This window comes from Pseudobacteroides cellulosolvens ATCC 35603 = DSM 2933 (assembly GCF_001262605.1).
Taxonomy (GTDB): domain Bacteria; phylum Bacillota; class Clostridia; order Acetivibrionales; family DSM-2933; genus Pseudobacteroides; species Pseudobacteroides cellulosolvens.
Genome location: NZ_LGTC01000001.1, coordinates 5,421,880 through 5,435,802 on the forward strand (window position 1 = coordinate 5,421,880; position 13,923 = coordinate 5,435,802).

Annotated in this window: 9 protein-coding genes and 1 pseudogene; 3 read left to right on the top strand and 7 right to left on the bottom strand. The window is 35.9% G+C overall.

Features of this window, described 5'->3' with window-relative positions; all coding sequences use genetic code 11:
• Positions 1-56: 56 nt before the first annotated feature.
• Complete coding sequence (locus Bccel_RS22460) at positions 57-1,997, top strand: ATP-binding protein (protein WP_036935655.1); 1,941 nt, start codon at positions 57-59, stop codon at positions 1,995-1,997.
• Between the two features lie 586 nt (positions 1,998-2,583).
• On the opposite strand, the gene Bccel_RS32205 is transcribed toward Bccel_RS22460, so the two are convergent.
• From Bccel_RS32205 to Bccel_RS22470, 3 genes are all read right to left on the bottom strand, one after another.
• Positions 2,584-2,706: a hypothetical protein gene (locus tag Bccel_RS32205; RefSeq protein WP_276326123.1), complete on the bottom strand. Its 123-nt coding sequence runs from the start codon at positions 2,704-2,706 to the stop codon at positions 2,584-2,586.
• A gap of 242 nt (positions 2,707-2,948) precedes the next feature.
• Positions 2,949-4,193 (bottom strand): hypothetical protein, encoded by a 1,245-nt coding sequence (locus Bccel_RS22465; RefSeq protein ID WP_050753744.1) that lies wholly within the window; start codon positions 4,191-4,193, stop codon positions 2,949-2,951.
• A gap of 224 nt (positions 4,194-4,417) precedes the next feature.
• Positions 4,418-5,584 carry an ammonium transporter gene (locus Bccel_RS22470; RefSeq protein WP_036935653.1) on the bottom strand — a complete coding sequence of 389 codons (1,167 nt, stop codon included), beginning with the start codon at positions 5,582-5,584 and terminating at the stop codon, positions 4,418-4,420.
• A 354-nt stretch (positions 5,585-5,938) separates the two neighbouring features.
• On the opposite strand from Bccel_RS22470, the pseudogene Bccel_RS22475 reads away from it, so the two are divergent.
• A pseudogene (locus tag Bccel_RS22475) lies at positions 5,939-6,306 on the top strand (ArsR/SmtB family transcription factor).
• A gap of 33 nt (positions 6,307-6,339) precedes the next feature.
• Positions 6,340-8,475 (top strand): heavy metal translocating P-type ATPase, encoded by a 2,136-nt coding sequence (locus Bccel_RS22480; protein ID WP_036935649.1) that lies wholly within the window; start codon positions 6,340-6,342, stop codon positions 8,473-8,475.
• A 168-nt stretch (positions 8,476-8,643) separates the two neighbouring features.
• On the opposite strand, the gene Bccel_RS22485 is transcribed toward Bccel_RS22480, so the two are convergent.
• The 4 genes from Bccel_RS22485 to Bccel_RS22500 form a co-directional block, all read right to left on the bottom strand.
• Positions 8,644-10,689 (bottom strand): MFS transporter, encoded by a 2,046-nt coding sequence (locus tag Bccel_RS22485; protein WP_036935647.1) that lies wholly within the window; start codon positions 10,687-10,689, stop codon positions 8,644-8,646.
• A gap of 96 nt (positions 10,690-10,785) precedes the next feature.
• Positions 10,786-11,328 (bottom strand): TetR/AcrR family transcriptional regulator, encoded by a 543-nt coding sequence (locus tag Bccel_RS22490; protein ID WP_050753745.1) that lies wholly within the window; start codon positions 11,326-11,328, stop codon positions 10,786-10,788.
• 209 nt (positions 11,329-11,537) lie between these two features.
• Positions 11,538-12,710 carry an NAD(P)-dependent malic enzyme gene (locus Bccel_RS22495; protein WP_036935645.1) on the bottom strand — a complete coding sequence of 391 codons (1,173 nt, stop codon included), beginning with the start codon at positions 12,708-12,710 and terminating at the stop codon, positions 11,538-11,540.
• 74 nt (positions 12,711-12,784) lie between these two features.
• Positions 12,785-13,735 (bottom strand): L-lactate dehydrogenase, encoded by a 951-nt coding sequence (locus Bccel_RS22500; protein WP_036935643.1) that lies wholly within the window; start codon positions 13,733-13,735, stop codon positions 12,785-12,787.
• Positions 13,736-13,923 lie beyond the last annotated feature (188 nt).

Genomic DNA, 13,923 nt, shown 5'->3' on the forward strand with positions numbered 1-13,923 from the left:
ATGATTTTTAATATAGTTGAAATATTTTGTTTTGTTGTTATAAAGGGGGGTATATTTTGAAATTCTTATTGAAGATGGTCATATCTTTTGCTGTTATAATGATGGTTTTCGGATCGGTTTTAGGGTATTTCCTATACTCAAACTCTGTAAAATTGGTATCTCAAACTATAGGAATTCAAGCAAAGAATGTAGCACAGTCTGCTGCAAACACATTGAATATGGACGAGATTGAAAAAGTAATAAACCGCACAAAGCTTATGAAGGACCCAAAAAGAGAATACTCTGACATTATAGAAATGCCGGAATACCAAAGTATTAGGACACAACTATTTAACTATAAAAAAACTTATGGAATTAAGTTTATATATATCATGACAAGAAATACTGAAGGAAAAAACATATATGTCATAGATGGTTTTCCTCTCAACTACAGCGGAAGCGATATTTCGTTGCCTGGAGAAATTGAAAATGTCTCCTACAAGTACTTAGATCAAGCCTTTGATCAGCATAAAATGTATGTGGGAGATCTGACTATTGATAAACAATGGGGAGCAAATGTTGCTACATATGTCCCTTTAAACAATAATTCCGGAAAATTTATAGGCCTTCTGGCAGTAGATATTGATGCTGAGGAAGTATATATTTTTATGCAAAATAGCAGGAATGAAATGGCCTTGTTCACTTTCGGTGCTATATTCATTGCAATAATTATTTCTTACTTAATATCTAGATTTCTGCTAAATCCCTTAAAAATACTTACAAAGACTGTTAAAAAGGTACAGGAAGGAGATTTGTCCGTCAGATCAGACATTGATTCGCACGATGAAATCGGTGACCTGAGCAGTGCATTTGACGACATGGTAAGCGTGTTTTATGATAATAAGTTTTCAATTGACAAGCTGATTACAGAATTATCAAAGGCCCAAACCATGGCTGAATTGGAACACTCTATAATTATGGAAGTAAAAAATATTTTAAAAATTAAATCTATAAGTATATTGGATTTTTGCGGATCCAAGCTGGACTTTTCCAATAACAAGGATATGGATGCATTCGCCATTGCTGCAACTAACAACTTTTTAAAGGACAAAACCTTAAAACTTCAATTAGGTGATATCCTTACTATGGAAAAAGGTTATATAGTATTTATCGGAAGGGCCAATAACATACATAAATTGCTTTGGTTTGATTTACATTCTTCAAAAATCAGCCAGCGTGAGAGATTATCTTTACAATTATTATCCAGGTATACTGCAATATATTATGAAAACCTTATTCTTATAGATGAAATGTCCAAAAAAATAATTGATTTCAAGGAAGAGAAAGATATTCCTATCTGGATCAGCAAGCTCTTCCTTCAAATATCCGAAAACGAGAGAAAAAGGCTTGCATCCGACCTGCACGATGAAGTATTGCAGGATATAATACGAACCAAAAAAACTGTCAGCAACCTTATTGACAGCGGAAAATTTGAAAAGGAACATTTAGTATCAACGCTTAAGAATCTTGAAAATGATATAAGCAATAACATATATTTAATAAGGCAAACCTGCAGCGAGCTGCTCCCTACTTTCTTATCCGAACAGGGAATTGCCAGTGCTTTGGAATCCTACTTTAGAAAAGTACAACTAAAGTCAAATATAAACATTAATTTTGAAGTGTTTAATCTAAACACCCAACTGGATTTTGAAGAAACACTTGCAATATACAGAGTCGTTCAAGAGCTGGTCAATAATGCAGTGTCCCATTCAAAAGCTTCAGACATTGATATTATGCTTAAGCAGGATCAGGGAAATTTTATCCTTTATTACAGTGACAATGGAATAGGAGTTGACCTGGACGAAAAAATTGACACATCAAAACATCTTGGATTCCAGGGAATTCAGGAAAGAATAAAACTTCTTAATGGCAATACAACTTTCCGATCAGAACCAGGTTATGGCCTGGAAGTTTCATTTCAGTTTCCAATTAAAAACATATTGGCACTTCAAATGTAAGATTAGCGTCACTTTTCGTATATATATGCGTGATACCGCAAAGATAAATTGCGGTATCACGCATATATACTTTGTTGGTTTTTTGCGGAAAATAGCACAAAGTTTTCGGTGACCAAAGAAGTTTTATATGTTATATTTTAATCATTGGAGATCTTCTTTTAATCAACACCACCTACAGCCATTTGATGAAATTATAGTAACTGCGATAAGCTTTGAAATAAAAATATGAAATTAATGATCACCTTTAATATGTATAAGATATTTTTAATTTTAAAAAACTTTGTGAAAACCTAGGTGGTGTTGTACTTAAACAATTAATCCATATTAATTTTCAATTTTAATCAGTCCTATGAATTGAAAATTATATTGAAGCCAAACATACTATTTACTCATGACCTGTTTTCCCCAGCTGCTCAAATAATTTGAAACAATATTTAGCAGCTGGTTTTTTCTATGCACAGGAAAGTGCTACCAATGCAAGCAGCAAAGTCCCGATAGTCTTTACAATGGACTTTCAATTATAGTTCCTCATACATCAAAACTTAAAGGAGGCCTTTCAGCCTCCCTAACTTTTATATGTATATTTTTAGCACTTAAAGCCATAACCGCCGAAAAATCCAGGGCACAGGCAAATAAAAACAATTATAAGAATAATAATCCATATCCATTCATTTCCACAGCCAAATCCAAAACTTCTATCATCAGACATTTTCAAGCACTCCTTTCAACATCAACTCTATTAGCAATTTTCTACAGGACTAACCGGACTATAACCCCACTTAGGTCTGCAGTAGAAGATAAGTAAGAAAAGAATTATAAACCAAAGTATTTCATCGTTATCAAAAATTCCTCCACAAAATTTACCATCTGACATTGAGTTATCTCCTTTCAAAATGAGATTTGATTCAGTTATATAATATTACTGAATCAAGATTTTTGTTACAATCTCATTTATTCCTTAAAGTTGTAACCAATCCTAAGATCACTTTTGTCTTTAGCCCAGTCAGCCATAGGTTTAGGCAGCTTTTGTGCATAATTGCTATCGTTTGTATAATATAAAATACTACTGTCATCAATTACAGCAGCATAGATATGCTTATCAGAGATAACATAAAAGCAGTATCCTGACATCCCCCTCAGAATTGAAGCACCTGCACTGACTTTCTTTCCGTCCAGTTCAACGTCAGAGTAATCGGCATATGCAGTATAGTTTATGAATGTTTCATACTTATTTCCAACAAGCTTTTTAAAAACATCATCCATTTCCTTTGTCTTTACAATTCCAACTTCTTGGGCTGTAGGCATTTTAATTTTTACTTTTTCCTTTGTATATTCCGAATCGAAGTTAACCCCAAATCCGCAATAATAACTATAATCATTGGATTTCAAGTGCAGTAAATTATTTTTATATGTAAATTCGTAAAATACATTTTCCTTTTTATCTTCTTGTGATGTCATATCAGAAAATACTGTTATGGCACTATTACCCTTTACCATAGCAACGCCTTCCAACTCTCCCGAGTTGGCACCGCTATTTGCATATATTTTATAGTATATCAAATCATCAAATAATGCCTTAATTTCTGCACCAGCACCGCTAAAATAGCTAGTTCCTTTTCCATTCCAATGCCCATCATAATTCTTAACTGCTTTACCCGGTAATTTTGGAGACGCTATATTTGCTCCTTCTCTTATAAGATAAAACGGTAAGACAGCTTTATCGGTTATAAAGCATCCCTGTAAATAATCTTCTGATCTTAATAAAACCTGGATTTCTCCTTTATTGGCTGTATCTTCTGTTAAGCGTAAAGTTTTTATGTCCTTTATATTATTATCAACTTCGCCACTTAGTTTAATGTTGGTTTTATACTTGTCGTAATAATAAACACCTGTAACTTTATCACCTAAAATATCAATTTTTGCATGAATTTTAGCATTACCAACAGAACCCCAGTACCATTCGCTTGCTGCTTCTGGACTCTTTGTTACAGCAGGCCGCTTGCTGGAAGCTTCATGTTTGTTATCAGCAGTTGGTTGACCCTGAGACTCAATTGTTGCAGTTGGTATCGAACCTACAGTTGCCAAGGTATTTTGCGGATTTTGGCTTGCTTGTTGTGATCCGCTATTTTCAGAGCAACCAGCAAACATTAATACGCTGCATATTAAAGTAATTATCAAACAATTTAACTTTTTCATCAAATACCTCACTATTAATTTAAGTGCTAATTTACTTAATCATAATATATGATAAATGGAGTAAAATCAAGGAAGTCAGTACTCAATACATATTCCAACTATTTTTATACACAAAAAATACACCCCATAGGATAAGCAGCAAAACACCTATCTATGAGGTATGTATTTTTATAAGTTTTATTTATATTAAAAGTGTAAAATCTATCAACTTTTAACTTTTTTGTTTACTCAACTATAAACTCATCTTTATCTTCATAAACCAGCTGTTTCTTACCTGTGGCTTTTATAATAAATCCTGCTATACTACCGCTTACAAAAGCGAGTACAACAGTAATCAATATTCCTGCCACTTGGGCTGTAATTATACCAGGCTTTATAAATATTGCCAGGGTACCTCCAAGAAGACCGGGCATACCATGCAGGTTGTGAACACCACAAGTATCAACACCTTTTAAGATAGCTTGCAGTTTGGGCTGAATAAATACATACCCAACAACACATAAAGTACCTGCCAATACACCTATTCCAAATGCACCTGGTGCCGATACAACATTACAGGTCGCACCAATAGCAACACCACCTGCTAGAGCAGCATTAGCAATATCTGCAATAGATGTCTTGCCTTTTCTGAATATTGTACTTGCAATATATGTAATAAGAGTCGCACCGCACAAAGATAATATTGTGTTTATAACTGTTTTGGGCATATCTTCATGAGGCACTATTGCACTACAGAAGCTTGGCCAGAAAACCCACAGAACCATAGAACCAAGCATTGAGAATCTATCTGAAGTTTCATCGCTTTCAATTGCTTTATCTCTGTCATTTGCAGCAGTTAGTGCAATTGTCAGGCCTAACCCAAAATAAGCACCGAAAGCATGAATTATTATTGAACCTGCAGAATCAAAAAATCCTTTTGTTATATCAAGACCACCATCTAGTACAAGCCATTCATTTATCATATAGACCGGTACAATTATAATAGCCAGGATAGCATATTGATAGACACGCAGTCTTCCAAGTACTGCTCCCATTGCAATTAAAGCCGCAGCACATGCAAACTCTGCCAAAAGAAGTGCATTGATACTATCTGCCGAAATAGGTTCCTTGGATATGACCCCAGTAGAACGGAGCAAAAGATATAACGGCAAACCCGCACCTACAACCAGGAATGTCCCGGTAGTTGCACTGTATCCGTACTTCTTTACAAACACCATTAAAAATCCAAAACCAATCAGTAACATTGCCAGAATGTTGATAGAAAAGTTGTATTGCTCTACCTGCCTCAATCCATCATTAACAACAGATCCATTCTCAGAGGCAAAAGCCTGCAACGGCATTAAAACTGCAGCACAGCAGCTTAATACATAAAGCCAGAATTTCTTTTTCAATTTTATCTCCCCTTCGGAATATATTACACCTGATATGCGACGCTGCATAAAAAGAAGTGCTATTGATTACTGACCCCATTGCCAGCACTACAGCATTATATTACAGCATCATATTTATTTCAATATTAAAATACTAGGATTAACGAAAATTCCCATAAATTTAGAGCATTGAAACGCCGGTAATAAATGATTATATTATTACATGAGCAACTGTTCATATATTGACTTTATCAATTTGACATAGTAAAATAATAATATAACATATGAATAATTATTCAAGTGTTCATGTTGCACATGGTACCTATGAAAATGATATTCACTAAAATACTTCATATTGTTGAGAGGAGTGGAAATATGGCTGATAATAAAAACTTTGCAGACAAATGCGATTGCAGTGTCATACACCAAGACATTGTGAATAAAGTAAAGGAAAAGATGCCAGGCGAAGAAAACCTTTACGACCTTGCAGAACTCTTTAAGGTTTTCGGTGATACAACCAGAATTAAGATACTCTGGGCATTGGCAGAGTCCGATATGTGTGTTTGTGATATTGCAGTGCTGCTGAACATGACACAATCTGCAATATCTCATCAGTTAAGAGTTCTGAAACAATCCAGGCTAGTAAAAAACAGAAAGGAAGGCAAGATTGTTTTTACTCACTTGATGATGAGCATGTAAAGCAAATATTTGACCAAGGTCTGGTTCATATTAATGAAAAATAGTTAATTTGGTTCTATGAAAGAGGGGGGGTAAACATGGGGGTTGCAAGTGAAAAAATACTAACTAACCGGAAGTACATATACTTTTCCGGTCTGCACTGTGCTGATTGTGCAGCAAAAATAGAAAACGAAGTAAACCGTATAAATGGTGTCAAATCTGCCAGCTTGGACTTCGTATCTCAAAAGCTTACCATAGATGCAATTGATAAAAACAACTTACATGATATAGTTCAGCAAGCAGCAGAAATTGCAGTAAGTATTGAGCCTGATATCCAAATTATTAACAATGAAAATACTAATGAAAATCCAAACGAAGCAAGAACTTTAAAAACCAAAAAGGAATGGCTGAAAAGAACCGCATTTGGTTTGGGTGCACTACTTTTTGCAGTTGCCGTTTTTATAGACTTTCCTTTCTGGGCCCAGTTAAGCCTTTACGTTGCAAGCTATCTCTTAGTGGGTAGTGAAGTAGTTCTAAGAGCATTTAAAAATATACTTAAAGGCCGGGTGTTTGATGAAAACTTTTTGATGAGCATTGCAACCATTGGTGCTTTTGCCATAGGTGAGTACCCTGAAGGTGTTGCAGTAATGCTTTTCTACCAGGTGGGTGAATTCTTCCAGGATGCAGCCGTTAACCGTTCAAGAAAATCCATAACTGCTTTAATGGATATCCGCCCTGACTTTGCCAATTTAAAGGTTGGCGATGAATTACAAAGGGTCTCACCCGAGCAAGTCAAAATAGGGGATAAAATTGTTGTCAAGGCGGGAGAAAAAATACCGCTTGATGGAGTAGTAATAGATGGCAGATCAACACTTGATACTTCCGCACTAACCGGTGAATCCCTTTTGAGGAATGCTGTACCCGGAGATGAGGTATTATCGGGCTCAATTAATAAAAACGGACTTCTAACTATCAATGTCACAAAAGCTTTCGGAGAATCTACCGTTTCAAAAATACTTGATCTTGTACAAAATGCAAGCAGCAAAAAGGCTGTTACTGAGAACTTTATTACAAAATTCGCAAGGTATTATACGCCTTTTGTAGTGTTTGCAGCGGCTGCCCTGGCAGTTATACCTCCACTCGTAATACCAGGCAGTTCATTTTCCGAATGGATAAACAGGGCTCTGGTTTTTCTGGTAGTCTCCTGCCCATGTGCATTGGTTGTATCCATACCCCTAAGCTTTTTCGGCGGTATTGGAGGTGCTTCCAAAAACGGTATCTTAATAAAGGGCGGCAATTTCCTTGAGGCTTTAAACAACGTAGACACCATCGTGTTTGACAAAACTGGTACATTAACAAAAGGTGTATTCAATGTAACAAACATAACAAGCAAAAGTTCCATAACAGAATCTAAAATCCTTGAATATGCCGCGTTGGCAGAAAGCTACTCAAACCATCCGATAGCTCTTTCCATACTTAAGGCCTATGAAAAGGAAGTTGATAAAACTAAGATTTCCAACTACGAAGAGGTAGCAGGAAACGGTATCAGGGCCAATATTGAAGGAAAAAACATCGTTATTGGAAATACCAAGTTGATGGCAAAGGAAAACATATCTTTTGAAGAAATAGATACCTTTGGTACAGTAATACACATGAGTATTGAAGGAAGTTACGCAGGATATATTATAATATCGGACGAAATAAAACCTGACAGCAAAAAAGCCTTAAAAGAATTAAAAAGCCTTGGTGTTAAAAGTCTGGTAATGCTCACAGGAGACAGTAAATCTGCAGGTGAAAAAATAGGTAATGAAATCGGGATGGATCAAATATATACAGAACTTCTGCCTCATGAGAAGGTAGAAAAGTTGGAAATGCTTGATATCAAAAAAACTACTGCCGGAAAACTAGTTTTCGTTGGAGACGGCATAAACGATGCTCCAGTGTTGGCCCGGGCTGATGTAGGAGTTGCAATGGGAGGATTAGGTTCTGATGCCGCTATAGAAGCAGCTGATATTGTACTGATGACAGATGAGCCCTTAAAACTTGTAAGTGCTGTCAAGATAGCTAGAAGAACTCGTAATATAGTGTGGCAAAACATAATATTTGCTATGGCTGTAAAAGGTATTATCCTTCTTTTAGGTGCAGGCGGTATAGCAACTATGTGGGAAGCTGTTTTTGGAGATGTTGGGGTCGCAGTAATTGCAATCTTAAATGCAATGCGTGTTTATAAGTAGAAGGTAACTTAGGATCAAAACTTTTGTCTATATGCTTACTTAGCAGACCTACACCTTAATAAATAAGACACTTTAATTTGGGGATACAAGATTAAAGCGGCCTCCGAGGCTTAAAACCTTTGAGGCCGTTTTAAAATTGATTTTACACAAAATTTATATATAAATAAGTCAACTCATCTCCACTTTCCCATTTTTCCTTCTATAAAAAGCCAATATAATAAGTGCAATAAATGAAGATATTGACACTGTTAGATAAACCTGCTTAAAACCTTCATTTAGAGTGGTTTGAAACTCACTTTCTAACTTTTCGCTTATTTTATCAATCTCCCTTAAGTAATCCTCATTTGCTGTCTTAAAAGCACCTGGAACAGCAGCTTTCATTGTATTTATCTTGAATATTGTATCTTCCATATCCTTTTTAGCAAGTTTCATAGAATCCATAGTTTTTAACATATTATTCATTTTTGCTTGATACTCTTCTTTTGCTTTAACATCCATAGCAGTCATTGCATTATACCCTTTTTCAATACCGTCCAATGCTTTCTCCATATCCGACAAGCTGCTGCTTAAGGCATCAATCCCCTTTTGTATCCCGCTTTGTATTTGTGTAATTATTTTGGGAGTCATTTGCTCAAACACCTTTTGGGCAAAGGTTTTACTGTTCTCGGTAATTGTAGTTACATCAGAAGATTTCATAAGTTCAAGAAGATCATCTGGAATTTTGTATTCGCTATTACCGCTCATATTAATCTTTACTTTTGTCATAGAATCCAGATCAGGTAACTCCACATCAGCAAGCTTACCCTTCATGTTCGGGTCTTTCTTTAGAGCATCCATTTTATCACTGATTTCTTTGGCATACGGAAGCGAAGGTGCTGTTATTTCCTTTGGAAGCAAAGTCATAACATTTGTCTGTATGTTTGCTCCTGCATGTGCCAGAAATCCTATCATAATAGCAGGCCCAATTACCGTTCCTACTGATCGAACAAGTGAAAGAGTTGCAAGTGCAGAAGTTGATTCCTCTTTTTTAGTATTATCAAGCATCATATAGTTTAGAGGTGCTCCGATTGTAAAGCCCATTCCAAGCCCTATAAGAAGAAGGCTTACAACAACATTAATGGTGTTTGGGTAGTTAGTCGAAACTAGAATAAGGAATAACGAACCCAATATTGAAATAGAAAAACCTGCTGTCAAAACTGCCTTGGCACCGAATTTGTCAATCAATCTTCCCGATAAGGGTGCTCCCACTCCCGCAAACAACCCTAAAATAATGACAAAATATCCTCCGCTTCCTGATGCAATTTTAAGTGAGTTTTCTGAAAACTGAGGCACAAAAATCATACCCATCATTACAATACCTACAACAAATGAAATAATCAATGTTACAAGTATTCTGCCATTTGTGAAATACCCCAGGTTCATAACCGGGTCTTCTGCTTTCTTTTCAACCAGAATAAAAATTGGAAGCAGCACAATAAAAATTAACAGAAAAGGATAAACCTCCAAGTCCCCAACAGTTGCCACAAAGTCAAAAAAGTCTATATTTTTCAGTCCATACATCAAAGACAATATCATTACTGTCAGCAGCAATATCCCAGAAATATCGGTCTTTTTAACATCCTGAAGGCGATTGTTGGAAAGGAACATAAAGCCTGCAATAAGAATAAAAAGAGTAATGGGAAGATTTATATAAAAAATAAACTGCCAGTTATTCTTACCGAATATGTCCATTATTGCACTACCCGCTGATGCACCGAATATATTTGCAATTCCATATACCCCTCCTATGAGTCCTAAAGCCATGCCCCGTTTTTCAGGAGGAAATGTTGTGCCAAACTCCGCAGTAGCAACAGGAACTATTCCTCCGCCGCCAAGTGCCTGTATAACTCTTCCTGCAAGCAGAACCGAAAAGTTTCCTATATCTTGAGACAGCCCGCATATCAGTGATCCAAGCCCAAATAAAAATATGCTGGTAAGATAGATATATTTTCTGCCATATTTATCAGCCATCTTCCCCATTATTGGAATGCTTGCTGCATAAGCCAGTGTATAGATGGTAATCATCCATATTCCAGTCTTGTCATCAACCATAAGGTTATTTTGAATTACTGTCCTGGCAGGGGTTACAATCCCAGTGTCAATTGCTCCCATAAATATGCCTGACAAGTAAACAGCCATAATCATACCTAGATTAGTTTTTTTAATTTTCTCCATATGTCACTGCTCCCTTTATAATTAAATATCTTTATTATTAAATATTAAGTAAGTAAGTTTATATATAGTTTTTTTTCAATAATATAATTATATAGATTATACCAACATTGATTTAATGATATCTTGCAGCCGTGCAAATTCAACTTTTCCTTCGTATCCGTACAAAACAAACAGCTTGCATATTACATCTGCAATCAATTCATAGTCCTTATTTCGCTCACTATCCTTTATAAGAATTAAAATTTTATCCGACAAGCCTTTTAAAAGCTCATCCTTGTGGCTTTTAATACTGTTTAATTCATTTTTACTCATATCAATATTCGAAGTATCAAACCAAACATTATGAACATTGTCCATCATCGTTCTTAATTCGTTGTAAATTATACCAAGCTTATCCATTAAGTGACCATCAGACTTTACAGCCTGGTCAACTCTGCGGACCATCATGCACCATTCCATCCTCATTATCTCTCCAACAATTTCCTGCTTGGACTTATAATAGTTATAAAGCGTTCCGGTTGCAATACCGCATTTTGCAGCAATTGTCCGTATATTCAGCCTCCCATAACCTTCTTCATGCAGCAATTGCCTTGCCACCATCAATATATCTTCTTTAATATTGATTAATGTTTTTGGCATAAAATCACCTTCTCTTAAATGAACTATGTTCATTATACACTAAAGTCAACCCTAATGTCAATTGAGCATAAAACAACAAAAAATTACGCAAGTTTAAATGCCCCATGGAATAAACTTTTATAGTCTATTCTATGGGGCATTTAAACTCATATAATGACATTAATTTAACAAACTAAATCACAACTTAACGAATTAAGTTATGATATTTATTATATTCTGTTAACTCCAGTTTTCTTAGCAGCCTCAGCTACAGCAGCTGCAACACTTTTACCTACTCTTGGATCAAAAGGAGCTGGAATAACATAATCAGGTCTTAATTCTTCATCAGATACCATAGAAGCAATAGCCTCTGCCGCAGCAATCTTCATTGCATCATTGATGTCACTTGCCCTTACATCTAATGCACCTCTGAAAATACCTGGGAATGCAAGAACGTTATTGATCTGGTTCGGGAAATCTGAACGACCTGTTCCCATAACCTTACAACCTGCTTCCATAGCTTCATCAGGCATTATCTCAGGCGTTGGGTTTGCCATAGCAAAGATAATAGGATCTTTAGCCATAGTCTTAACCATTTCCTTTGTAAGCATGCCAGCTGCAGATACTCCTATAAATACGTCAGCACCTACAATAACATCCTTCAAAAGCCCCTTCTTTTTGTGAAGGTTTGAAATTTTAGCCATTTCTGCCTTTTCTGTATTCAGGTTATCTCTTCCTTCATATATAGCACCCTTTGTATCGCAAAGGATAACCTTCTCAAGTCCCATTGCCATAAGAAGCTTTGTAATCGCTATACCAGCAGCTCCGGAACCGTTAACTACAACTTCTATATCCTTCATGCTCTTTTTAGTAAGCTTTAATGCATTTATCATAGCAGCCAATGTAACAATGGCAGTACCATGCTGGTCATCGTGGAAAATAGGAATATCGCATTCCTCTTTTAAACGTCTTTCAATTTCAAAGCACCTTGGTGCTGAAATATCTTCCAGGTTAATTCCGCCAAAGCTACCAGCAAGAAGTTTAACAACGTTTACGATTTCATCAACGCTCTTTGTACGTACGCAAAGCGGAAACGCATCTACATCTCCAAATGTTTTAAACAGTACGCATTTACCTTCCATAACAGGCATTCCTGCTTCAGGTCCTATGTCTCCCAATCCCAGAACTGCAGTACCATCAGTAACAACAGCAACAAGATTACCTCTTCTTGTATACTGGTATGAAAGATCTACATCCTTTGAAATTGCCAAACATGGCTCAGCAACACCTGGTGTATATGCAAGAGAAAGATCCTCTTTGTTTTTAACAGGTACAGTACTGATTACTTCAATTTTTCCCTTCCATTCTCCATGCAGTCTTAACGACTCTTTTCTGTAATCCATTTAATTCCTCTCCTTACAAATATGTTGATTGTGCCTATTAGGACTATAAAATTATAGCACACTTTATATATCCATTAAATATCTTTTACTTCATTTAAAACAATCCTCAATTGTTCAGCTGAATACTTTAACGCTTCAACTTCATCATCTGCCAACTTCAAATCAACAATACTCTTAACTCCATTTGAGTCAACTATTGATGGGAGACTTAGTGCAACGCCTTCTATACCATAATTGCCATTAATAACTGAGCTTACTGTTCTTATTGTATTCTGATCTTTAAGCAATGATTCAAGAATAGTGTTTATAGTAACCGCGATGGCATAATATGTAGCACCTTTTCTCTTGATAATTTCAGCACCTGCAGTTTTAACATCCTTCAAAATAGCATCCTTGTCAGCCTCATTAATGCCATATTTAGGATCAGCAAAATATTCGTTAATGTTCTTTCCTGCGATGTGAGTTGCACTCCAAAGAGGCAGCTGTGAATCGCCGTGTTCACCAATAATATATCCGTGAACATTTCTAACATCCACATCAAGCTTTTCACTCAGCAAATATCTGAATCTTGAACTATCAAGAACTGTACCTGTTCCCAATACTTTTCCTGCCGGCAATCCTGACCAGTTTTGTATCTTATAGGTAAGAATGTCTACAGGGTTTGCTACCACAAGGATAACTCCACGGGTATAGTACTTCATGATATTGCTTGTTATTTCCTTTGCGATTGCTACATTTTTCTTAGCAAGGTCAATACGCGTTTCACCTGGCTTACGATTTGCTCCTGCTGTAATAACTATTACATCACAATCTGCACAGTCGGAATAATCTCCGTCATAAACCTTCATCTGTCCTAAGAATGAAAGTCCATGATTAATATCCATAGCTTCGCCTGCAGCCTTATCTTTAGCCACGTCAATCAAAACCAATTCACTGACTATTTGATTAAGCGATAATGCGAATGCTGCTGATGCACCTACAAAGCCGGCACCAATAATTGCTACTTTTGATCTGTTCTTTCCCATTTTAAATCCTACTTTCTCTATTTTTATTTCACAGTAATTTTATTCATTATAACAACATATTTCGGAAACTACAATAATTCTACAAAAATTTTTTGTAAAAAAGTGCTGTTATTTTTTTAGTGGTTTATTATGTCTAGGAAGTTATGGTGTATTCTCACCACAATTCTCACGACAACAACCACGGTTGC

What these genes read in the sequence shown, in the direction of transcription:
- Bccel_RS22500 (WP_036935643.1), bottom strand. Translation starts at nt 13,735, where the DNA reads ATGGGAAAGAACAGATCAAAAGTAGCAATTATTGGTGCCGGCTTTGTA.
- Bccel_RS22465 (WP_050753744.1), bottom strand. Translation starts at nt 4,193, where the DNA reads ATGAAAAAGTTAAATTGTTTGATAATTACTTTAATATGCAGCGTATTA.
- Bccel_RS22485 (WP_036935647.1), bottom strand. Translation starts at nt 10,689, where the DNA reads ATGGAGAAAATTAAAAAAACTAATCTAGGTATGATTATGGCTGTTTAC.
- Bccel_RS22480 (WP_036935649.1), top strand. Translation starts at nt 6,340, where the DNA reads ATGGGGGTTGCAAGTGAAAAAATACTAACTAACCGGAAGTACATATAC.
- Bccel_RS32205 (WP_276326123.1), bottom strand. Translation starts at nt 2,706, where the DNA reads ATGTCTGATGATAGAAGTTTTGGATTTGGCTGTGGAAATGAATGGATA.
- Bccel_RS22495 (WP_036935645.1), bottom strand. Translation starts at nt 12,710, where the DNA reads ATGGATTACAGAAAAGAGTCGTTAAGACTGCATGGAGAATGGAAGGGA.
- Bccel_RS22490 (WP_050753745.1), bottom strand. Translation starts at nt 11,328, where the DNA reads ATGCCAAAAACATTAATCAATATTAAAGAAGATATATTGATGGTGGCA.